At 70.3% G+C, this 21,666-nt stretch carries 17 protein-coding genes; 5 read left to right on the top strand and 12 right to left on the bottom strand.

Going from position 1 to position 21,666, the window contains the following annotated elements:
- Positions 1 to 5 precede the first annotated feature (5 nt).
- The gene (gene rfbA / locus G6N56_RS20310; RefSeq protein ID WP_085254554.1) at positions 6 to 875 is read left to right on the top strand and encodes a glucose-1-phosphate thymidylyltransferase RfbA; all 870 of its coding nucleotides are present in this window, start codon (positions 6 to 8) and stop codon (positions 873 to 875) included.
- Here the strand turns inward: rfbA and G6N56_RS20305 are convergent.
- The 9 genes from G6N56_RS20305 to G6N56_RS20265 all read right to left on the bottom strand — a co-directional run bounded on the left by G6N56_RS20305 (position 823) and on the right by G6N56_RS20265 (position 13,298).
- A complete protein-coding gene (locus G6N56_RS20305; RefSeq protein WP_085254560.1) occupies positions 823 to 2,097 on the bottom strand; it encodes a YibE/F family protein in 1,275 nt (424 codons plus the stop codon). The genes rfbA and G6N56_RS20305 overlap by 53 nt on opposite strands.
- Before the next feature lie 20 nt (positions 2,098 to 2,117).
- Positions 2,118 to 3,419: a pyridoxal phosphate-dependent aminotransferase gene (locus G6N56_RS20300; protein WP_085254553.1), complete on the bottom strand. Its 1,302-nt coding sequence runs from the start codon at positions 3,417 to 3,419 to the stop codon at positions 2,118 to 2,120.
- Between the two features lie 30 nt (positions 3,420 to 3,449).
- Positions 3,450 to 6,338: a (Fe-S)-binding protein gene (locus tag G6N56_RS20295; protein ID WP_085254552.1), complete on the bottom strand. Its 2,889-nt coding sequence runs from the start codon at positions 6,336 to 6,338 to the stop codon at positions 3,450 to 3,452.
- Between the two features lie 115 nt (positions 6,339 to 6,453).
- Positions 6,454 to 8,130 (bottom strand): Hsp70 family protein, encoded by a 1,677-nt coding sequence (locus G6N56_RS20290; protein ID WP_085254551.1) that lies wholly within the window; start codon positions 8,128 to 8,130, stop codon positions 6,454 to 6,456.
- 70 nt (positions 8,131 to 8,200) lie between these two features.
- Positions 8,201 to 8,728 (bottom strand): hypothetical protein, encoded by a 528-nt coding sequence (locus G6N56_RS28480; RefSeq protein ID WP_169717516.1) that lies wholly within the window; start codon positions 8,726 to 8,728, stop codon positions 8,201 to 8,203.
- 170 nt (positions 8,729 to 8,898) lie between these two features.
- Positions 8,899 to 9,495 (bottom strand): hypothetical protein, encoded by a 597-nt coding sequence (locus tag G6N56_RS20280; protein WP_163645150.1) that lies wholly within the window; start codon positions 9,493 to 9,495, stop codon positions 8,899 to 8,901.
- 101 nt (positions 9,496 to 9,596) lie between these two features.
- On the bottom strand, positions 9,597 to 10,088 hold the full coding sequence (locus G6N56_RS20275) for a (2Fe-2S)-binding protein (RefSeq protein ID WP_085254550.1): 492 nt from the start codon (positions 10,086 to 10,088) through the stop codon (positions 9,597 to 9,599).
- Positions 10,081 to 10,971 (bottom strand): FAD binding domain-containing protein, encoded by an 891-nt coding sequence (locus tag G6N56_RS20270; protein ID WP_085254549.1) that lies wholly within the window; start codon positions 10,969 to 10,971, stop codon positions 10,081 to 10,083. The genes G6N56_RS20275 and G6N56_RS20270 overlap by 8 nt, the downstream gene beginning before the upstream one ends.
- Entirely contained in the window at positions 10,968 to 13,298 is a 2,331-nt protein-coding gene (locus G6N56_RS20265) for a xanthine dehydrogenase family protein molybdopterin-binding subunit (RefSeq protein WP_085254548.1), read from the bottom strand. The genes G6N56_RS20270 and G6N56_RS20265 overlap by 4 nt, the downstream gene beginning before the upstream one ends.
- Positions 13,299 to 13,347: 49 nt before the next feature.
- Between G6N56_RS20265 and G6N56_RS20260 the strand changes: the two genes are divergently transcribed.
- Positions 13,348 to 13,941, top strand: a complete 594-nt coding sequence (locus G6N56_RS20260; RefSeq protein WP_085254547.1) for a nucleotidyltransferase family protein — start codon at positions 13,348 to 13,350, stop codon at positions 13,939 to 13,941.
- Here G6N56_RS20260 and G6N56_RS20255 read toward each other — a convergent pair.
- From G6N56_RS20255 to G6N56_RS20245, 3 genes are all read right to left on the bottom strand, one after another.
- On the bottom strand, positions 13,938 to 15,389 hold the full coding sequence (locus G6N56_RS20255; protein ID WP_085254546.1) for an amino acid permease: 1,452 nt from the start codon (positions 15,387 to 15,389) through the stop codon (positions 13,938 to 13,940). The two genes, G6N56_RS20260 and G6N56_RS20255, sit on opposite strands and share 4 nt — an antisense overlap.
- Before the next feature lie 79 nt (positions 15,390 to 15,468).
- Positions 15,469 to 16,419, bottom strand: a complete 951-nt coding sequence (locus G6N56_RS20250; protein ID WP_085254545.1) for an amidohydrolase family protein — start codon at positions 16,417 to 16,419, stop codon at positions 15,469 to 15,471.
- A 10-nt stretch (positions 16,420 to 16,429) separates the two neighbouring features.
- A complete protein-coding gene (locus G6N56_RS20245) occupies positions 16,430 to 17,878 on the bottom strand; it encodes an aldehyde dehydrogenase family protein (RefSeq protein WP_232069102.1) in 1,449 nt (482 codons plus the stop codon).
- Positions 17,879 to 18,047: 169 nt separating this feature from the next.
- On the opposite strand from G6N56_RS20245, the gene G6N56_RS20240 reads away from it, so the two are divergent.
- The 3 genes from G6N56_RS20240 to grpE all read left to right on the top strand — a co-directional run bounded on the left by G6N56_RS20240 (position 18,048) and on the right by grpE (position 21,640).
- Positions 18,048 to 18,962: a LysR family transcriptional regulator gene (locus G6N56_RS20240; protein ID WP_085254557.1), complete on the top strand. Its 915-nt coding sequence runs from the start codon at positions 18,048 to 18,050 to the stop codon at positions 18,960 to 18,962.
- A gap of 180 nt (positions 18,963 to 19,142) precedes the next feature.
- Positions 19,143 to 21,002, top strand: coding sequence for a molecular chaperone DnaK (gene dnaK, locus G6N56_RS20235; RefSeq protein WP_085254543.1), 1,860 nt, complete (start codon positions 19,143 to 19,145; stop codon positions 21,000 to 21,002).
- On the top strand, positions 20,999 to 21,640 hold the full coding sequence (gene grpE / locus G6N56_RS20230; protein ID WP_085254542.1) for a nucleotide exchange factor GrpE: 642 nt from the start codon (positions 20,999 to 21,001) through the stop codon (positions 21,638 to 21,640). Before dnaK ends, grpE begins: the two co-directional genes overlap by 4 nt.
- The last annotated feature ends 26 nt before the right edge of the window (positions 21,641 to 21,666 follow it).

Raw genomic sequence — 21,666 nt, 5'->3', positions numbered from 1 at the left:
AAAACATGCGCGGCATCATCTTGGCGGGCGGCTCGGGAACGCGCCTGCACCCGATCACGAAGGGCATCAGCAAGCAGCTGCTGCCGGTGTACGACAAACCGATGATCTACTACCCGCTGTCCACGCTGATGATGGCCGGAATCCGCGACATCCTGGTCATCACCACCCCGCACGACGCCGGGGGCTTTCAGCGGCTCCTCGGTGACGGGTCGCAGTGGGGCATCAACCTCACCTATGCGACGCAGGGGAGGCCGGATGGGCTGGCGCAGGCATTCGTCCTGGGCGCCAACCACATCGGGAACGATTCGGTGGCATTGGTGTTGGGCGACAACATCTTCTACGGGCCGCGCCTGGGCACCAGTTTGAGCCGCTTCCAAACCATCAGCGGCGGAGCCATTTTCGCCTACTGGGTGGCCAACCCGTCGGCCTACGGCGTCGTCGAATTCGCCGACGACGGCATGGCGCTCTCGCTGGAGGAGAAGCCCGCCACCCCGAAATCCAACTTCGCCGTGCCGGGACTGTACTTCTACGACAACGACGTGATCGACATCGCAAGGGGCCTCAAGAAATCGGCGCGCGGCGAGTACGAGATCACCGAGGTCAACCAGATCTACCTCAACCGGGGGCGGCTCTCCGTCGAGGTGATGGCCCGCGGCACGGCGTGGCTCGACACCGGAACATTCGACTCGTTGCTGGACGCCAGCGACTACGTCCGCACCCTGGAACGGCGGCAGGGCCTGAAGGTCAGCGTGCCCGAAGAGGTGGCGTGGCGCAGGGGCTGGATCGGCGACGAACAGCTGGCCGAACGGGCCCACACCCTGCTCAAGTCCGGCTACGGGTCGTACCTGCTGGAGCTGCTGGAACGTCGGAGGTGACCCGGCCCGGAGTGGCCAGCACCGCGGCGATCCCCGTCGTCAACGGCACCGACAGCGCCAGTGCGATGCCGCCCACCGCGGACCGGACCAGCTCGATGGCCACGCTCTCGCCGGTCAGCACGTCGGCGAGCGAGCGATTGGCGACGCTGAACAGCAACAGCAGGGGCAGCGAGCTGCCGGCATAGGCCAGTACCAGCGTGTACACCGTGCTGGCGATGTGGTCGCGGCCCACGCGCAGCGCGCCCAGGAAGACGGCCCGGCGCGACGATGACCCGCCGAGGTGGGCGAGTTCGAAGACGGTCGACGCCTGCGTCACCGTGACATCGTTGAGCACGCCCAGCGACCCGATGATGAAGCCGGCAAGCAGCAGGCCGCTGATCGACACGTTGCCCAGGTACGCGCTGACCGCCGAGTTCTGCTCGTCCGACAGGCCGGTCAGGTGCGTCAGTTGTATTGCCGCCCAAGACAAACCGGCGGCCAGCAGCAACGCCGAGAGGGTGCCGAGCAGGGCGGCGCTGGTCCGCAGGTTGACGCCGTGCGCGAGGTAGATCACGGCGTAGAGGATGGCCGCCGACGCCACCAGCGCCACCGGGACCGCGGGCGCGCCGTCGCGCAGCGCCGGCAGCAGGAAGACGACCAGCACGGCGAACGCGACGACGATGCCGACCAGGGCGAGCAGCCCGCGCCAGCGCGCGACCGCGACGATGACCACCGCGAACGCGATGGCCAGTGCCACCAGCGGCCAGCCGCGCTCGAAGTCGTAGAACGAGTAGCTGGTGGCGCCCTGGTCGTCGACCTGCCGGACGAGCCGGACGCGATCCCCCGGCGCGAACTGCGGCTGGCCGGGGCCGGGGGAGAACTCCAGCAGGGTCCTGGCGCCGGCGTTGGGCCCCGAATCGATCGCGACCAGCGTCTGCACGCACCGCCCGGCACCCGGGGCGGCCGGCGCCGGCGCGGTGGTCAGCACCTGACTTGCCGACGGGCTACCGCAGTCGCCCAGGGCGCTCGACAGCACGTGCCCGGCCTGGGTGCTCACGGCGCCCCCGGACGCGTTCTGGAACGGCACCGGGATGTCGACGTGCTGCCGGCTCGGCCATAACACGATCGCCCCGGCCAGCACCGCCAGACCGATCGCCACCAGCAGCCCCACGACGATGTGGGCGGGCAGCGGGCGCAACGGGGACGGGCCGGGCGGCAGGCCGTGCGAGTGGGAGTGCGTCACGCGCTCCACGGTAGAGGCGATTACTGGCGATAGCTGACCAGGAAGTTTCCCAGCCGCTCGATCGCGGCCGCCAGATCGCGCGCCCACGGCAGCGTCACGATCCGCAGGTGGTCGGGTGCGGGCCAGTTGAAGCCGGTGCCCTGGGCGACCAGGATCTTCTCGGACAGCAGCAGGTCCAGGACCAGCTGCTCGTCGTCCTCGATGTCGTAGACCTCGGGGTCCAGGCGGGGAAACGCGTACAGCGCACCCTCGGGCTTCACGCACGAGACGCCCGGAATCGCGTTGAGTTTCTCCCAGGCGACGTCGCGCTGCTCGAGCAGCCGGCCGCCCGGAAGCACCAGGTCCTCGATGCTCTGGTGGCCGCCGAGGGCCACCTGGATCCCGTGCTGAGCGGGCACGTTGGGGCACAGGCGCATGTTGGCCAGCAGGCTGATCCCCTCGATGAAGCTGCTGGCGTGGTCCTTGGGCCCGGTGATCGCCAGCCAGCCCGCCCGGTAGCCGGCGACGCGGTAGGCCTTCGAAAGCCCGTTGAAGGTCAGGCACAACATGTCGGGGGCAAGGGTGGCCAGGCTGATGTGCTTGGCGTCGTCGTAGAGGATCTTGTCGTAGATCTCGTCGGCGAGCAGCAGCAGTTGATGCTTGCGCGCCAGATCCACCATCTGCGTGAGCACCTCGCGGCCGTAGACGGCGCCGGTCGGGTTGTTCGGGTTGATCACGACCAGCGCCTTGGTGCGCTCGGTGATCTTGGACTCCAGGTCGGCGATGTCGGGCTGCCAGCCCTGCGTCTCGTCGCACAGGTAGTGGACGGGGGTGCCGCCGGCCAGCGACGTCGACGCCGTCCACAGCGGGTAGTCCGGCGACGGGATCAGCACCTGGTCACCGTTGTCGAGCAGGGCCTGCAGCGTCATCGTGATCAGCTCGGACACCCCGTTGCCCAGGAAGACGTCGTCGACGTCGAACCGGGGGAAGCCCTCGACCAGCTCGTAGCGGGTGACCACCGCGCGCCGGGCCGGCAGGATGCCCTTCGAGTCGGAGTACCCCTGGGCGTACGGCAGCGCCTGGATCATGTCGCGCATGATGACGTCGGGCGCCTCGAAGCCGAACGGCGCGGGGTTGCCGATGTTGAGCTTGAGGATCCGGTGCCCCTCGGCCTCGAGTCGCGCGGCGTGCTGGTGCACCGGCCCGCGGATCTCGTACAGGACGTCCTGGAGCTTGGACGACTGCGCGAACGTGCGCTGCCGGTGATGACCGGCCTGATGACCGGGGCCGTGCACGGGCAGCTGGTGGGTAGTCACGCCCCCTATGGTGCCACCGCTGTCCACCGAAATTTGCCGCCGGAGGTCAATCTGTGATCAACGCTTGCCCGGCGGACGGGCGCCGCGCGCGATGCCCAGCCCCTTCACCGGCGGTGTGGGTGCCGCCGACGCGGAGGCCTCGCCGTCGCCGTCGGTTCCGGCTTCGGGCGCCGGCTCGGCCTTGGGCGCCTCGGCCTTCGGCGGCTCGGCCTTCGCGGGGGCGGCCTTCTTGGCGCCGGGGCGCTTGGCGCCCGCGGCGATGCCCAGGCCCTTCACGGGAGCAGCCGGAGCCGCGGGGGCGGCCGGAGCTTCGGCCTTGGGCGCTTCCGCCTCGGCCGGTGCCTCGCTCGCCTTGGCGGCGGGTGCCGCAGCCTTCGGGGCGGCCTTCTTGGCGCCGGGTCGCTTGGCGCCGCCCGCGATGCCCAGGCCCTTCACCGGCGCGGCCGGCGCCTTGGCCTCGGCGGGTGCCTCGCTCCTGGCCTCCGCGGCCGGTTCGGCCGGCGCCTCGGTCGCCTTGGCGGCGGGGGCAGGGGACTTCTTGGCGCCGGGCCGCTTGGCGCCCCCGGCGATGCCCAGGCCCTTCACCGGCGCGGCGGGCGCTTCCGCCTTCGGCGCTTCCGCCTCCGCGGGCGCCTCGGCCGGTGCGCTGGGCGCCGCGACGGCGGCCTTCGGTTCCGCCTTCGGTGCCCGCTTCTCGGCCTCCTTGGCGGCCGTGCCCTTCTCCGGCAGCGTCGCCTTGTCGTACTCGAGCGACCCGAGCAGCACCTGGGCCACGTCGAGCACCTCGACGCCGCTGCGGCCGGCTTCTTCCTGCCGGTCGTTGACGCCGTCGGTGACCATCACCCGGCAGAACGGGCAGCCCGTCGCGATCGTGGCGGCCCCGGTGGCCAGCGCCTCGTCGACGCGCTCGTGGTTGATGCGCTTGCCGATGTGCTCTTCCATCCACATCCGGGCGCCGCCGGCGCCGCAGCAGAAGCTGCGCTCGGCGTGGCGTGGCATCTCGGTCAGGGTGGCCCCGGCGGCGCCGATCAGCTCTCGCGGTGCCTCATACACCTTGTTGTGGCGGCCCAGGTAGCACGGGTCGTGGTAGGTGATGTCCTGCGAAACCGGGGTGACCGGCACCAGCTTGTTGTCGCGGATCAGCCGGTTCAGCAGCTGGGTGTGGTGCAGCACGGAGTAGTTCGCGCCCAGCTGCCGGTATTCGCGGCCCAGCGTGTTGAAGCAGTGCGGGCAGGTGACGACGATCTTGCGGTCGACGGTCTCGGTGCCCTCGAAGACGCCGTCCAGGGTCTCGACGGCCTGGGCGGCCAGCTGCTGGAACAGGAACTCGTTGCCGGAGCGGCGCGCGGAGTCGCCGTTGCAGGTCTCCCCGGCGCCCAGCACCAGGTACTTCACCCCGGCGATGGCCAGCAGCTCGGCGACGGCCTTGGTGGTCTTCTTGGCCTTGTCGTCGTAGGCCCCGGCGCAGCCCACCCAGAAGAGGTATTCGAAGCCGTCGAAGCTGTCGACGTCCTCGCCGTAGACGGGAACGTCGAAGTCGACCTCGTCGATCCAGTTGGTGCGGTCGGCGGCGTTCTGGCCCCACGGGTTGGCCTTGGTCTCCAGGTTCTTGAACAGCACCGACAGTTCCGTGGGGAACTCGGACTCCATCATCACCTGGTAGCGGCGCATGTCCACGATGTGGTCGATGTGCTCGATGTCCACCGGGCACTGCTCGACGCACGCGCCGCACGTCACGCAGGACCACAGCACGTCGGGGTCGATGACGCCGCCCTGCTCGGCGGTGCCGACCAGCGGGCGGGTGGCCTGCTCGGGTCCGGACCCCATGACCCGGCCGAAGCCGGACTCCGGAACGTGGTGCGCCTCTTCGTGCTTTTCGCCGGCCACGTCCTCGCCGAGCCCGCCCTCCGGCGTGTTCTCGGTGGGCGTCTCCTTCTTGCCCAGGATGTAGGGAGCCTTGGCCATCCAGTGGTCGCGGAGGTCCATGATGACGAGCTTCGGCGACAGCGGCTTGCCGGTGTTCCAGGCGGGGCACTGCGACTGGCAGCGCCCGCACTCGGTGCAGGTGGCGAAGTCGAGCATCCCCTTCCAGCTGAAGTCCTCGATCTTGCCGCGGCCGAATTGGGCGTCGTCGGGCGGGTTTTCGAAGTCGATCGGCTTGCCCTCGTATTCGAGCGGCAGCAGCGGGCCCAGGGCGTCGGGCAGCCGCTTGAAGATGACGTTGATCGGCGCCGTGAAGATGTGCAGGTGCTTGGAGTGCAGCACGATGATGAGGAACGCCAACATGACCGCGATGTGCAGCAGCAGGGCCGTCGTCTCGATGATCTCGTTGGCGGGCTGCCCGAGCGGGCGCAGGATCACACCGAACAGCTGGGACAGGAACGCGCCCTTGCCGTAGGGCAGGGTGCCGTTGTTGACGGCCGACCCGCGGACCAGCACGTAGGTCCAGATGACGTTGAAGATCATGAACAGCACCAGCCAGGCGCCGCCGGTGTGCGAACCGTAGAACCGCGACGACCGGCCGATCTCACGCGGGCTGCGCGTCAGGCGGATGATCGCGAACGTGGTGATGCCCAGGAAGACGGCCGTCGCGAAGAAGTCCTGCAGGAAGCCCAGCGCGTCCCACCGGCCGATGATCGGGATGTGGAAGTTGTCCTGGAACAGCAGCCCGTAGGCCTCGATGTACACCGTGAGCAGGATGAAGAAGCCCCACATCGTGAAGAAGTGGGCCAGGCCGGGGATCGACCACTTCAGCAGGCGCCGCTGCCCGAAGACCTCCGTGATCTCGGTCCAGACCCGCCGGCCGGGGTCGTCAGTGTGCCCCGGTGCCGGTTTGCCGGCCGTGACCAGTTGGAACAGGAACAGGACCCGTCGTGCGGCAAGCGCCACCACGAGCAACGTCATGCCCATGCCCACGGTCAGTCTGATGAGCATCTGCGTGGTCACAGAAAATCTCCCCAATGCGTAGTGTCATTCAGCCTGCTTTGTGCTGATTAGCCCTGCTCATAGTTACATCTTCGCGGCCCGAGCCGCGAGAAAGGCTGCCCTAACTACGCCCGCGCTAGCGCCGGAAGGGCGAGTCGAACCGCGGGGGCAGAGGCCGGTCGCGCGCCGTGGTCGGCGCGGCCGTGGTGGTGGGTTGCGTCGTCGTGGGTTGTTGGCTGGTGGTGGTCGGCGGCGCCGCGGTCGTCGTCGTGGGTGGGTTCGTCGTCGTGTTCGTCGTGGTGCTCGGTGGCGGCGCGGCCGACGTGGTTTCGGTGGGCTGCGTCGACGGGGGCGGCGGCGCGGGGACCACCGTCACCGTGGTGCTGTCGTTCGGCCCGGTGATGGTGACGGTCTGCGGCGGCGCCGGTGCGTTGGGCGCTGTGGTGCCGGCGGGGCCGGGTTTGTCGCGGCCCAGCGTCAGTGCCAGCACCACGGCGACCAGCACTGCCGCGGCGGCGCCCGCCACGCTGAGGACCAGCGCGGTGCGCTTGTACCAGGGCAGCCCGCCCGGTTCGGCGGGGTAGCGGTCGGCGTCGGCGCCGGTGGAGACGTCGGCGGCCTTGGGTGCCTCCCGGTCGTACTGGCCGGTCATGTCCGGGCCGGTGTAGGGCACCGGTTCGCCGGTGTCGTCGTCGTCTTCCGACCAGGCCAGCACGGGATCGGCGTCGGCGGCCCGGGCGGTGCGGACCATCTGGGTCGGCGTCTCGACGGCGGCAGCCGCGGCGGTGGGCGCGCCGGCCGACTGCTGCTGGTCGCCGAGCACGGCCGCGCCGACCGCCGCGCTGAACGCGGGCTGGGGCGCGGTGTGGATCGGGACCCCGAAGCGTTCGGCGAGCCGCCTGCCGATCAGCGGAATGGCGGCGCCACCGCCGACCGTCGCCACGGCGGCCAGCCCCGTGCCGGCTATCCCGTTGCGCCGCAACACTTCTTCGACGGCGCCGGCGAACCGGTCCAGCGGTTCGGCGACGAGTTGCTCGAAGTCGGCGCGCGACAGCGTGACGATTTCCCCCGACCCGGCCGCCACCGTCGCCGTGGTGGCGGAAGACAGGTGTTCCTTGGCGCGTCGGCACTCGCCGAGCAGCCGGCTCTGCGAGCCGATCCGCGCGGTGCTCGCGATGTCGGCGGTGGCCGCGGGCGCGGTCGCCTGCTCGAGGACGAGCTGATCGAGCGCGTCGCCGGAGAAGTCGGTGTTGCGCACCGAGGGACCGATCTGCTGGTAGCCGGAGCCCGCATCGAACAGCGTGACGCTGGTCCCGCTGGCGCCGAAATCGCACAGGGCGACGACGCCGCTCGTCGGGAATCCCGGCTGGGCGCGCAGCGCCGCCAGCGCCGCCGTGGCGTCCGGGACCAAGACCGGGGGCACGCCGGCGCGCGCCAGATCCGGCTGGGCGAAGAACTCCTCGCGTAGCGCGGTCGCCTGGGTCTCCGACCAATACGCCGGGATGGCGATCGTCACCGGCGTGCCGTAACCGACGGCGCGGGCCATGGCCTCGATCGCTTCCACCGTCAGGACCTCGCCGAGGTATTTCGTCCCGTCGGCGGCCACCAGCGGGGTGCGGTCGCCCACCCGCTCGACGAATCCCCGCAGCACCAGCCCCTGCCCGGTGAGGTTCGGGTTCTCCTCGGGCAGGCCCACCTCGGTGGGCCGGTTCTCGAACAGCGTCACGACGGGGCTGCGGGTGACCGGGGCGCTGCCGGAGCGGGCCGCGACCAGGCGGGTCACGCCGATGGACAGCCCGAGCGACTCGCTCATATAGCGCACCCCTGTATCAGTTGTCCGGCTGGCGATGGCCCGGCGGCCCTCACCTTAGCGGCTCGGCCCGTCAGTTCAGGCCTGGCGGCAGGGTGATCACGGTCGGGACCTCCGGGATCGTGATCACCGACGGTAGCTGCGGCAGATGGTGCCGATGGGTCGGCTGACGCGGCTGCTGCTGGGTGGGCTGCTGGGCGGGCGGCTCCGACGCGTTGCTGGTGGAGGGCTCGGTGGTCGTCGGCGCGGTGGTCGCGGTCGTGGTGGTGGTTGTCGTGGTGGACGTCGACGTCGTGCTGGTGGTGGTCGAGGGTGTGTGGCTGGTGCCCTGCTCGCCGTGCAGCAGCTCGAGGACGCCGAACACGATCAGGCCGATGAGGACCAGCACGGCCACGATCCAGGCGATCAGCGCCGCCGGCTTGCGGTACCAGGGGTTGGGCTCGGCCTCGTCCAGCGGGTCCGCGAACTGCGGCCACTCGCCCTCGGGCGACGCCGCCGGGGTGGGCGAGGGCTCGGCCGCCGGCGGGGGCTCGCCCTTGCCGTAGTCGCCGAACTGGGTCGCCTGGTTGTGAAAGTCGTCGGGTGGGCCGTTGCGTGGCACGGCACCGATGGTACTGACATCGCCGGCCAGGCTCCCGAGCCAGCGGTCAGGACCGTCAAACGCCGGCCGCCGGTTATCCCCGCCGTCGACCCCACGGTCAACATCGACGGGGTCATGCAGAGCAGAACTTCGAAGCCACATGCGGACGACGCCCCGCAGTCGGGTCGATATCAGAAGGTGTTGACCTTGTCGAGGCTGACGAACATGCCGTGCTTGGTGCGATCGTTGGTGAATCGGGTGCCGTCGGCGGTGGCGACGATCGTCCAGCCCTGCGCGTTGTAGGTCTGGTAGTCGATGGTGACGGTCGGGATGGCGCCAAGGTTGCCCAGCACCCATTGCACGTTGCCGGCGGAACTGATGCTGACGCCGTTGGCGTGCTCGCCGTCCTGCAGCGGGGAGTTGGTGAACGGCGCCTCGCACCCCACGGTGTCCTTGTTGATCTGGCAGCGGGTCTGCCCGGACTTCGTCTCGATGAAGACGTAACCGTTCTGGTCGGGCGCCAGCGGGATGGCGCCGGCCGGTGGGGTCGGGCCGCCCGGCGCCGGCGGCGGGGCCACGGTGGTGCCCGGTGCCGTCGGCGCGGGCGTCGGCGTGGTCGGCCTGGGGGTGGGGAAGGTGGGTTCGACCGGCCCGGCACCCGGAGCGGCGACGGGCTTGCCCTCGATGATCGAGGCGCAGCCGTCGATCAGGGCGGGGCTGACGAACACGGGGACGAGCAGCAAGGATCCGCCGGCCAGCCCCCACCGCACCTTCCGAGGCAACAGCACGCGCAACTCCCAGCTCGGTCCAATACCGGGATCAGATTAAACAGCGGGCGCCGAAAGTGGCTGCAGTGACGCGCCTGCGAATGCTCGTCGATGGCGAAGCTTTACCGCGGCGTGACCGATTCGCGCATCAGTTCGGCCGCCCGGCGCGCCGCCGCAACGATGCCCTGGTAGCCCGTGCACCGGCAGAAGTTGCCGGACAGGCCCTCGCGGATCTCGTCGTCGGTCGGATCGGGGTTGTCGCGCAGCAGGGCGATCAGCGACGTGACGAAACCCGGCGTGCAGAACCCGCATTGGAGGCCATGACACTCGCGCAGCGCGGACTGCACGGGCGAGAGCGTCCCGTCCGGGGACGCGATGCCCTCCACCGTCGTCACCTCGAGGCCGTCCGCCTGCACGGCGAACAGCAGGCACGACCGCACCGCGTCGCCGTCCAGCAGCACCGTGCAGGCCCCGCAGGCGCCATGCTCGCACCCCAGATGGGTGCCGGTGAGGCCGCACTCGTCCCGCAGGAAGTCCGCCAGCGTCATCCGTGGCTCGACGCTGCGTGTGACGGCAACCCCGTTGACCGACAACCCAATCGGCAGCTCAGGCACTGGCGCTCCCCGCTTCGTCGATGGCCTCGGTCCAGGCGCGCGCGGCCATCGCGGCGCCCACCCGCGTCCGGTAGGACGCAGACCCCTGCAGGTCGACCGGTATGTCGTCGAGCCCGGTCATCGCGGCCCGCCCGATCTCCTCGGCGCTCAGCTCGTCGGCCGGCCTGCCGATCACCGCCGCCTCGGCCGCCGTCGCGCGCCGGGGCGTGGCGCCCAGACCCAACAAGCCGATCGCGCAGCGGGATACGCGGTCGCGATCGTCGAGCTGCACCGCCACCAGTGCCCCCGCGATCGCGAAATCGCCGTGGCGGCGCGAGAATTCCCGGACCGCGAACCCGGATCGACCCTCCCATACGGGAAACCGCACCCCGGTCAGCACCTCGTCGGGAGCCATCGTCGTCTCCCACAGCCCGGCGAAGAAGTCCGCGGCCGCGATCTCGCGCCGCCCGCCCGGTGAGACCACCTCCATCACCGCGTCCAGCGCCAGCGCGACGGCGGGGTATTCGCCCGCGGCGTCGGCGTGCGCGATCGACCCGCCGAGGGTGCCGCGGTTGCGGATCTGGAAGTGCCCGACGAACGGCGTGACCCGGGCCAGTAGCGGAACCGCTTGCCGCACTTGGTCGTCAGAGCCGACGGTCGCCTCGGTGGTGCCCGCGCCGATCCACAGTTCGCCGCCCCTGCGGTCGATGCCGCGCAACTCGCCCAGTCGGGAGACGTCGATGAGGTGGTCGAAGTAGGCCAGCCGCATGGCCAGCATCGGCACCAGGCTCTGTCCGCCGGCCAGGATCTTCGCCCCGTCTCCCGAGTCGCTCAGTTCGGCCAGCAGCCGCACCGCGTCCTCGACGGTGTCGGGTCGGTGGTAGTCGAAGGCGGCGGGCTTCACCGGTTCACCCCGTTCAGCAGCGCGGCGATGGACGCGGGGCTGGCCGGCAGCCGGGTGACCGCCACGCCCAGCGGCGCGAGCGCGTCGTTGACCGCGTTGATGACGGCGGGCGTGGAGCCGATGGCCCCGCCCTCGCCGGCGCCCTTGTAGCCGCCGGGGCCGGGGCCGGGGATTTCGACGTGGCCGAACTCGATGGGCGGGACCTCGGTGGCCGTCGGCAGCAGGTAGTCGACGAACGTGGTGGCGAGCGGGTTGCCGTCGTCGTCGTAGACCATGTCCTCCATCAGGGCACCGCCGATGCCCTGCACGGTTCCCCCGGCGATCTGGCCCTCGACGATCGTCGGGTTGATCATCGGCCCGACGTCCTCGCTGACGATGTAGCGCAGCAGCGTCACCTTGCCCGTCGCCACGTCCACCTCGCACGTGCACGCGTGCGTCGCGTTCGCCCAGTGAATCGGGTTGGGGGAGCTGAACCGCGCGGTCGCCTCCAGATTGGCCGACGCGCCCGGCGGCAGCAGCTGCGGCGAGTAGTAGGCGAAATAGGCCAGCTCGCCGAAGGACACCCGCCGCGACGGGTCGCCGCGCACCGCGGCCACGGAATACGCCAGCTCCACCTCGGATTCGGCGACCTCGAGGCGGTGCGCGGCCAGCGCGACGAGCTTCTCGCGCAGGATGGCGCCGGCCTCACCGACGGCCCCGGCCGTCATCGGCCCGCTGCGGCTGCCCTGGGTGCCGGCGCCGTACGGGGTGACCGCCGTGTCGCCCTGGATGGTCGCCACGTCGTCGATGTCGGCGCCCAGCGCGTCGGCCGTGAGCTGAATGACGGTGGTTTCCAAGCTGTTCCCGCTCGAGCCGCCGTTGACGTAGACGTTGATCTTGCCGGTCGGCTCCATCCGGATCGTGCAGCCCTCGGTGGCCAGGTGGCCGGTGGCCGCGCCGGTCGGCTCGACGTAGGCCGCGAACCCGAGGCCGAGGTAGCGGCCGTGGGCGAGCGCATCGCGCTGCTCCTTCCGAAAGCCTTCGGCATCAAGGAGTTTCACGGCCTGCTCGAACGTCTCGATCGGGGCGACGTGGTCGTACGGCATCCCGTTGGGGTTGACGTACGGCATCTCGTCGCGGCGCAGCAGGTTGCGCCGCCGCAACTCGACCGGGTCGCTTCCGAGCCTGCGGGCGGCGATGTCGAGCACCACCTCCCGCGCGAGCGATTCGTACTGCCAGGGGCCGCGGTAGGCCGCCAGGCCGCTGGTGTTGGAGAACACCGCTTGGTACTTAAAGCTGGCCTTGGGCACCCGATAGGGCCCCGGGAAGAACATGCCGATGGCGGCCGTGGTCAGCACAGGGTACGGCGTCGGATAAGCGCCCACGTCCTGGATGAAGTCGATGTCGGCGGCGAGGATGGCGCCGTCGGCGTCGAACGCCATCCGCGCGGTGCCGTCGACGTGCCGGGCCTGACCGGCCGACATCAGGTTCTCGCGCCGGTCCTCGATCCACTTGAGCGCGGCCGGCACCTTGCGGGCGGCCAGCATGATGCACATGTCCTCGCGCATCGGGACCACCTTCTGGCCGAAACCGCCGCCGGTGTCGCGCATGATGACCCGAACTCGTTGCGCCGCAATGCCCAACAGCCGCGCGCAGAACGCGCGCAGCTCGTGGGGCGTCTGCGTGGACGCCCACAGCGTGAGTTCGCCGGTCGCGGCGGTCCATTCCACGACCAGCCCGCGCGTCTCGATCGGCACCGGCGCGTAGCTCTGCTGGTGGATGTGCTCCTCCACGACGCAGGGCGCCGAGGCGAACAGTGCCTCGTCCGGCGGCGCCCCACCCAGCCCGCCCGCCACGTTGCCGGGGTAACCGTCGTGCACGAGCACCTCCGACGACCGGGCCCGGGTGAAGTCGCTGACCGCGGGCAGCGGTTCGTAGTCGACGTCGACGAGTTCGAGCGCATCCTCGGCGACGTAGCGGCTCTCGGCGACGATCAGCGCCACCGGGTCGCCGACGAACTTCGCCTCGCCCTCGGCCAGCGGCGGCCGCGGGGTGTCCGGGACGTCCTTGCCCGCGACGGCGTGCCAGGCCTCGCGCACGTCCGGGTTCAGGTCGGCGGCGGTGAACACCGCGTACACGCCGGGCAGCGCGAGCGCCGCCGACGCGTCGATGGCGTTGATCGCCGCGCGTGCGAACGGGCTGCGGACGAAGCACGCGTGCAGCATGCCGGGCCGCGATATGTCATCGACGAAGCTGCCGCGGCCGGTCAGCAACCGGCCGTCCTCGACGCGCTGGACACGGGTCCCGGCATAGCGGGGCGGGGCGGCGCCGCGGAGGTCCTGGGTCATCGCGCTCCATGTCGTCGCAACGTGAGAAGCTCAATGTCATCATAGGAGAGTGCCGTTATCGCAGTCGAGCGACGCGTCGAGGAACCCGGAGCCCCGCCACGTCGGGGTGCTGCTGGCCGCCGGCGCCGGACGGCGGTACGGCAAGCCGAAGGTCCTGGTCGACGGGTGGCTGGACACCGCCGTCGGCGCGCTGCGCGGCGGGGGCTGCGCGGACGTCGTCGTCGTCCTGGGCGCCGCCCAGATCGTGCCGCCGCCCCGGGTGACCGCCGTCGTGGCGCCGGACTGGGAGGACGGGCTGAGCGCCTCGGTGCGCGCGGGGCTGGCCGGGGCCGACCGCATGCGCGCGGACTACGCGGTGCTGCACGTCATCGACACCCCCGACGTCGGCCCCGCCGTGGTCGCGCGCGTCCTGGACCGCGCGGCGCGCTCCGGCGCCGGGTTGGCGCGGGCGTATTTCGGCGACCGGCCGGGCCATCCGGTGGTCTTGGCCCGAGCCCACTGGCCGGCGGTGCTGGCCTGGCTGTCCGGGGACCAGGGTGCCGGCGCCTACCTGCGCGGCCGCGCCGACGTCGAGCGCGTGGACTGCGCGGACCTCGCCGACGGCCGCGACATCGATTTCCCCGCGGGCGCGCCCGAAGGTTAGGCCGCCACCGGCGGGTCGGTGAGGGGCGAGGCCGCCACCGAAGGGTCCTGCGCCGCGGCCCGCACCCGGTGGCGGACCAGGAACCAGCCGCCGGTGAGCGCGACGGTGCCGAAGATCAGCGCGCCCATCAGCCACGGGCCCTGCACCTTGTCGAACAGCATCAGGACGATGACGCTGGCCAGGAACACCAGCGTGAGATAGCCGCTGTAGGGGGCCAGCGGCATCCGGAAGCTCGGCCGTTGCACCCGTCCGGCCCGGGCCAGCCGGTGCAGCGCCAGCTGGCTGGCCACGATCGTCGCCCAGGCCACCACCACGCCGACGGCGGCGAGGTGCAGCACGATCTCGAACGCCTGGCTCGGTTTGACGGCGTTGAGCACGATGCCGAACAGGCCGATGGCGCTGGTGAGCAGGATCCCGCCGTACGGCACGCCGTTCTTGGACATCGGGGCGGTGAACTTCGGGCCGCTGCCGTTGAGCGCCATCGATCGCAGGATGCGGCCGGTGGAATACAGCCCGGCGTTCAGGCTCGACAGCGCGGCGGTGAGGACCACGACGTTCATCAGGCTGCCCGCCGCACCGAACCCCAGCTTGGAGAAGAACGTCACGAACGGGCTCACGTGGTCCCGGTACGCGGTGTAGGGCAGCAGGAGCGCCAGCAGGACCGTCGAGCCGATGTAGAAGAGAGCGATGCGCAGCACCACCGAGTTGATCACGCGCGGCATGATCTTCTCGGGGTTCTCCGTTTCGCCGGCCGCGATGCCGACCAGTTCGACGGCGGCGTAGGCGAACACCACCCCCGAGGTGACCAGCACCAGGGGCAGCAGCCCGGCCGGGAGCAGGCCGCCGTGGCTCTCCCAGAGCCCCGCGCCGGTGTCCCGGCCGTCGACCTTGAACCGCCCGATCACGATTACCGCGCCGACCACCAGGAACGTCACCAGCGCCAGCACCTTGATCAGCGAAGCCCAGAACTCGAGCTCGCCGAACAGTTTGACCGAGATCAGGTTCATCGCCAGCACGACGACCAGCGCGACCAACGCGAGCGTCCACTGCGGGACGGCCTGGAACGTGTTCCAGTAGTGGCAGTAGTGCGCGATCGCCGTGGTGTCCACGATGCCGGTCATCGCCCAGTTCAGGCAGTACATCCAGCCCGCCACGAAAGCGACCTTCTCGCCGAAGAACTCGCGGGCATAGGACACGAAGGAGCCCGACGACGGGCGGTGCAGCACCAGCTCGCCCAGCGCGCGCAGGATCAGGAACACGAACACGCCGCACACCGCGTAGACCAGGAACAGCCCGGGCCCCGCCGACGCGAGGCGCCCGCCGGCGCCGAGGAAGAGACCCGTTCCGATGGCCCCGCCGAGGCCGATCATCTGGATCTGCCGGTTCTTGAGGCCCTTGTGGTAGCCGGCGTCTTCACGCGTGAGCCGGGCGCTGTCTGGGGATGACATCGAGCTCCTGCTGTGGTGGCTCCGGGAAACCTCAGGCTAAACCATGGACGCGGCGCACGCTGGCCAAAACCGGCCGGAGTTAAATCCCCAGCACCCGTTCGGCGTTGCGGTGGCTGATGCGGGCCCGGTCGTCGCAGCTGAGCGGCAGGTTGTCCAGGAAGGCGCGCGCCGCACGCATGGATCCGAAGGGATAGTCGGCCGAGAAGGCCACCCGGTCGACGCCGACCTGGGCGACCAGGTTCGCGTAGGTCGCTTCGTCGTTGAAATTCGCGAACGTGTAGGTGAAGTTCTCCCGCAGGTAGGAGCTGACCGGGCGCTTCAGGCCGGTCAGCTGCGGCGTCAGCGTGGCGTCGAACCTGGGGAGCATGAACGGTGTCGCCTCGCCCATGTGCCCGATGATCACCTGCAGCGACGGGTAACGGTCGAACACGCCGCCGAGGATCATGCGCAGCACGTGGGTGCCGGTGTTGATGTGCCACCCCCAGCCCACGGTGGCCAGCGCGAACGTGACCCGGTCGGCGAAGCCCGCGTAGCTTGACTCGATCACGCCGGCCGGCGGGATGGTGGGGTGCAGGTAGATCGGGGCGTGCAGCGCGGCGGCGCGCTCCAGCACCGGGTCGAAGAACGGGTCGTCGAGGTAGCGACCTTGGCTGTGGCCGTTGATCACCACCCCGAGGAAGCCGAGGTCGCGCACCGTGCGCTCGAGCTCCTTGACCGCCCGCTCCGGTGCGCTGATGGGCAGGGCGGCGAACCCCGCCAGCCGGTCGGGGTGACGCGCGATCGCGGCGGCGAGCTCGTCGTTGCAGACGCGGGCCAGGGGGACGGCGTCCGGCGGGTCCAGCTGTTCGACTCCCGGCGCCGCCAGCGACAGAACCGCCAGGTCGACGCCCGCGTCGTCCATCGCCGCGATCCGACCCTCGCCGAGGTCGCTGATCGGCCCGACGATGCCGTCCCGGGATTTCAGCCAGCCACCCGGACCGTTCAGGAATTCCGCGGTGACGAAATGCTCTTCGAGGGCGATCGTGCGCATGCGGTCGTGTCTACCCCTCGAGCACTCGGGCGGCGGCGGTCCAGAGCGGCCCCCGCTCGCGGTTGTCGGCGAGCCGGATCGTCTTGGTGTACCCGTATTCCGCGAGTGTCTGCTGGGTGTTGTTGCAGACGAAGCCGCACACGCCCACCCCGCGGTTGACGAACACGGTGCCCGCGCGCATCCGCCGGCTGACCCGCAGCGCGCGGTCGCTGTCCTCGGTGAACACCGCCGCCGCCAGCCCGAAGCGCGTGCCGTTGGCGATGCGCACGGCCTCGTCCTCGTCGGCGAACGGGATCAGGGCGACGACCGGACCGAGGATCTCCTCGCGGGCCACCCGCATGCGGGGGGTCACGTCGGTCAGCACGGTCGGGGAGACGAAGAAGCCGTCCGCCAGTCGGGGGTCGTCGGGCAGCGGCGCCTGCGCGGCGATGCGCGCGCCCTCGGACACGCCGATGCTCAGGTAGTCGAGGACCTGCTTCTGCTGCGGGCGGGTGACCAGCGGCCCGACGTCGGTTTCCGGGTCCGCGCCGTCGCCGACTCGCAACCGGCGCACCGCGGCGCACAGCTTGTCGGCGAATTCCTCAACGATGTTGTGCTGCACCAGGATTCGCGATGAGGCGGCGCGGATCTCACCGTGGCTGAAGAATCCGCCGTCGACGGCGGCCAGCAGGGCCTCGTGCTGATCGGCGTCGTCGAAGACCAGCAGCGGGTTCTTCCCGCCCAGCTCGAGCAGGGTGGGTGTGAGGTTGGGCGCAGCGGTTCGCAACACGGCGGCCCCGGTCCGCGGTGAGCCGGTGAAGGAGACCTTGCCCACCAGCCGGTGCCCGGCCAGCACGCTGCTCACCTCGCCCCTGCCCGGCACCGCGTGCACCACGCGGTCCGGCAACACGGACTGCATCAGTTCGACCATGCGCAGCACCACCGAGGGCGTCTGCTCCGGCGGTTTGAGCACCACGGCGTTTCCGACGGCCAGCGCCGGCGCGATCTTCGCCGCGGTGTGGATCGGGGGCCAGGTGAACGGCACGAGGCAGGCGACCACCCCGTATGGCTCCAGCGTGGTCACGTCGAAGACGGGCCCTTGCTCACCGGCGTCGTCGCGGGCCAGGCCGGGCAGCGCCTCCACCGCGCCGGCGAAGTGCTCGAAGATGTTGATCGCGGCCTCGACGTCGACGTTGCGCGCCTGGGTGAACGGCTTGCCCATCTCCAGGGACTCGAGTTGGGCTATCTCGTCGGCGTTGGCGCGGATCACCTCGGCCACCTCGCGCAGGTACCGTCCGCGTTCGCTCGCCGCGCGCCGCTTCCAGCGCAGGTGGGCCGAGTGGGCCGCGCGCACCGCCTGGTCCACCTCCTCGGCGCCGGCGCCCTGGACGACGGTGACCGTCTGGCCCGTCGCGGGGTTCTGAACGACGAACTGGTCGTCGGTGGACGCCGACGACCAACGCGTCCGGATCCTGGTCAAGGTCGGCAAAGGGTAAGCCATAGGCACCGTCCAGCACAGTGAGGGGGGGTGGGAGGACCGTGGTTGATCAACCGGAGGGGTAACTCCAAGCGAACCGTACGTTGACCAGCGTTATCGGTGCCAATACCGGTTTCTGATGGGGGCTATCACCGAGGGTGATAATGACCACGTGGAGCTTCGTCAACTGGAGTATTTCCTCGCCGTCGCGGACAACCACAGCTTCACCCGCGCCGCCGAGAAGCTGCACGTGGTGCAGTCCGGGGTCTCCTCGACGATCAAGGCTCTCGAACGCGAGCTCGGCGCGCAACTGTTCGTCCGGGGTCCGGCCGGTGTGACGCTGACCGCCGCGGGACGCGAGCTCGCGCCCCGCGCCCGCACGACCCTCGACGCCGCCCGCGCGGCCGTGGACGCCGTGGCGGCCGCCCGTGGCGCCGTCCGCGGCACCGTCACGCTCGGGACGCTCACCTCGATCAACATCATCGACCTGCCCACGCTGCTGGCCGAGCTTTACGCCCGGCATCCGGGGGTGTTGGTCCAGCTCCGCTCCGCCCGTGCCGGGTCGGCGGGGCTGGTGCGGCAACTCCGCGCCGGCGACCTCGACGTCGCGTTCGTCGTGTTCCCGGAGGGGTCGCCGGCCGATCTGCACACGCGGCTCGTCGCCGCCTACCCGCTGCTGCTGGTCGTGCCCGCCCACCATCCGCTCGCCGCGCGGGAGACGGTGCGGATTTCCGAGCTGGCCGGGATGACATTCGTCGACGGGCCCCCCGGCTACGGCAACCGGGCCGTGGTGGATCGGGCCTTCGCCGCGGCCGGGGTGGCACGCACGATCGCGCTCGAGATCGCCGACATCGGCACGACGGCGACCCACATCCGCAACGGTATCGGGATCGGCTTCCTGAGCCGATTCATTCTCGACGAGATCGGGGACGACGGCCTGGCGACCGTCCGGATCGCCGACCAGGACCTCTGCTGGCGCCTCTACGTCGCGATGTCCGCGGTCCGCCCGCCCAGCGCGGCCGCGCGAGCCGTGTTCTCCCTGATCGAGCAGATGATTCCGGATCGCGGCGCGCCGAGCGTGCCCTGACCCCGGGGCGCGCGGCCCCCCCGGGAACAAGACGCGGCCGCCCGCCGTTAGCATGATCAACAAGTTGAGTGAACTAGGCTCAAGGCTGGGGTTGACACCACGGCTCGGCCGGAGCAGTCTTGAGCGGGGTTCACTCAGCATAGTGCAGTACCCAAGCTCTACTACTCAGGAGGAATCACTATGGCTCGTGCGGTCGGCATCGACCTCGGGACCACCAACTCCGTCGTCGCAGTTCTGGAAGGTGGCGACCCCGTCGTCGTCGCAAACTCCGAGGGCTCCAGGACCACGCCTTCGATCGTCGCGTTCGCGCGCAACGGCGAGGTGCTGGTGGGGCAGCCCGCCAAGAACCAGGCGGTGACCAACGTCGACCGCACCATCCGCTCGGTCAAGCGGCACATGGGCAGCGACTGGTCGATCGAGATCGACGGCAAGAACTACACCGCCCCGGAGATCAGCGCCCGCGTGCTGATGAAGCTGAAGCGGGACGCCGAGGCGTACCTCGGTGAGGACATCACCGACGCGGTGATCACCGTCCCCGCCTACTTCAACGACTCCCAGCGTCAGGCCACCAAGGACGCCGGCCAGATCGCCGGCCTCAACGTACTGCGGATCGTCAACGAGCCGACCGCCGCCGCGCTGGCCTACGGCCTGGACAAGGGCGAGAAGGAACAGACCATCCTGGTCTTCGACCTCGGCGGCGGCACCTTCGACGTCTCCCTGCTGGAGATCGGCGAGGGCGTGGTCGAGGTCCGTGCCACCAGCGGTGACAACCACCTCGGCGGCGACGACTGGGACCAGCGGATCGTCGACTGGCTGGTGGACAAGTTCAAGGGCACCAGCGGCATCGACCTGACCAAGGACAAGATGGCGATGCAGCGGCTGCGTGAGGCGGCCGAGAAGGCGAAGATCGAGCTGTCCAGCTCGCAGAGCACCTCGATCAACCTGCCGTACATCACCGTCGACGCCGACAAGAACCCGCTGTTCCTCGACGAGCAGCTGACCCGCGCGGAGTTCCAGCGCATCACCCAAGACCTGCTGGACCGCACCCGCAAGCCGTTCCAGTCGGTGATCGCCGACACCGGCATCTCGGTATCCGACATCGACCACGTGGTGCTGGTGGGTGGTTCCACCCGCATGCCCGCGGTGACCGACCTGGTCAAGGAGCTCACCGGAGGCAAGGAGCCCAACAAGGGCGTGAACCCGGACGAGGTCGTGGCCGTGGGTGCCGCGCTGCAGGCCGGTGTCCTCAAGGGCGAGGTGAAAGACGTTCTGCTGCTTGACGTCACGCCGCTGAGCCTGGGCATCGAGACCAAGGGTGGCGTGATGACCAAGCTGATCGAGCGCAACACCACGATCCCCACCAAGCGGTCGGAGACCTTCACCACCGCCGACGACAACCAGCCGTCCGTGCAGATCCAGGTCTACCAGGGTGAGCGCGAGATCGCGGCGCACAACAAGCTGCTGGGGTCGTTCGAGCTGACCGGCATCCCGCCGGCGCCGCGCGGCGTCCCGCAGATCGAGGTCACCTTCGACATCGACGCCAACGGCATCGTGCACGTCACCGCGAAGGACAAGGGCACCGGCAAGGAGAACACGATCAAGATCCAGGAAGGCTCGGGCCTGTCCAAGGACGAGATCGACCGGATGATCAAGGACGCCGAGGCGCACGCCGAGGAGGACCGCAAGCGCCGCGAGGAGGCCGACGTCCGCAACCAGGCCGAGACGCTGGTCTACCAGACGGAGAAGTTCGTCGCCGAACAGCGCGGGGCCGAAGGTGGATCCAAGGTTCCCGAGGACACGCTGAACAAGGTGGATGCCGCGATCGCAGAGGCCAAGTCGGCCCTGGGCGGCACCGACATCACCGCGATCAAGTCCGCGATGGAGAAGCTGGGCCAGGAGTCCCAGGCGCTCGGCCAGGCCATCTACGAGGCCACCCAGGCCGAGGGTGCCCACGCCGGCGGCGCCGACGGCGGGCCGTCCGGCTCGGCCGACGACGTCGTGGACGCGGAGGTGGTCGACGACGACCGGGAGTCCAAGTGAGCGAAGCGAATCAGGAACAGGTAACTGTCACCGATAAGCGGCGCATCGACCCCCAGACGGGCGAGGTTCGGCAGGCCCCTTCCGGCGCTCAGCCGGAGGGGGGCCCGCCGGCCGGCAAGCCCAGCGAGGCGGGCGCAGAGGCGGGCACCAAGGTCGCCGAGCTGACCGCCGACCTGCAGCGGGTCCAGGCCGACTTCGCCAACTACCGCAAGCGGGCGCTGCGCGACCAGCAGGCGGCGGCGGACCGGGCCAAGGCCGCGGTCGTCAACGAATTGCTGGGCGTGCTCGACGATCTCGATCGCGCGCGCCGGCACGGCGACCTCGACTCCAGCCCGCTGAAGGCGGTGGCGGACAAGCTGATGAGCGTCGTGACCGGCCTCGGCCTCACGTCGTTCGGCGCCGAGGGCGAGGACTTCGACCCGGTACTGCACGAGGCCGTCCAGCACGAGGGCGATGGTGGCGAAGGGTCGCGGCCGGTGATCGGCACGGTCATGCGGCAGGGCTACAAGCTCGGCGAGCAGGTGCTGCGCCACGCGCTGGTCGCCGTCGTCGACACGGTTGGTGACGCCGGCGCGGCCACCGCGGCCGACACGAAACGGGGCGAATCGGACGATAAAGCCGGCAGCCCAGGTGACTAGACCACACAATCAGCACAACATGACAA

This window comes from Mycobacterium saskatchewanense (assembly GCF_010729105.1).
Classification (GTDB): domain Bacteria; phylum Actinomycetota; class Actinomycetes; order Mycobacteriales; family Mycobacteriaceae; genus Mycobacterium; species Mycobacterium saskatchewanense.
Note: the sequence above shows the minus strand (reverse complement) of the source record. Positions and strands in the feature narration are given on the sequence as shown.

Bases quoted from the DNA above. Each gene is read 5' to 3' on its own strand.
- G6N56_RS20250 (WP_085254545.1), bottom strand. From the start codon at position 16,419: ATGCGCACGATCGCCCTCGAAGAGCATTTCGTCACCGCGGAATTCCTG.
- G6N56_RS20255 (WP_085254546.1), bottom strand. From the start codon at position 15,389: ATGTCATCCCCAGACAGCGCCCGGCTCACGCGTGAAGACGCCGGCTAC.
- dnaK (WP_085254543.1), top strand. From the start codon at position 19,143: ATGGCTCGTGCGGTCGGCATCGACCTCGGGACCACCAACTCCGTCGTC.
- G6N56_RS20265 (WP_085254548.1), bottom strand. From the start codon at position 13,298: ATGACCCAGGACCTCCGCGGCGCCGCCCCGCCCCGCTATGCCGGGACC.
- G6N56_RS20290 (WP_085254551.1), bottom strand. From the start codon at position 8,130: ATGAGCGAGTCGCTCGGGCTGTCCATCGGCGTGACCCGCCTGGTCGCG.
- rfbA (WP_085254554.1), top strand. From the start codon at position 6: ATGCGCGGCATCATCTTGGCGGGCGGCTCGGGAACGCGCCTGCACCCG.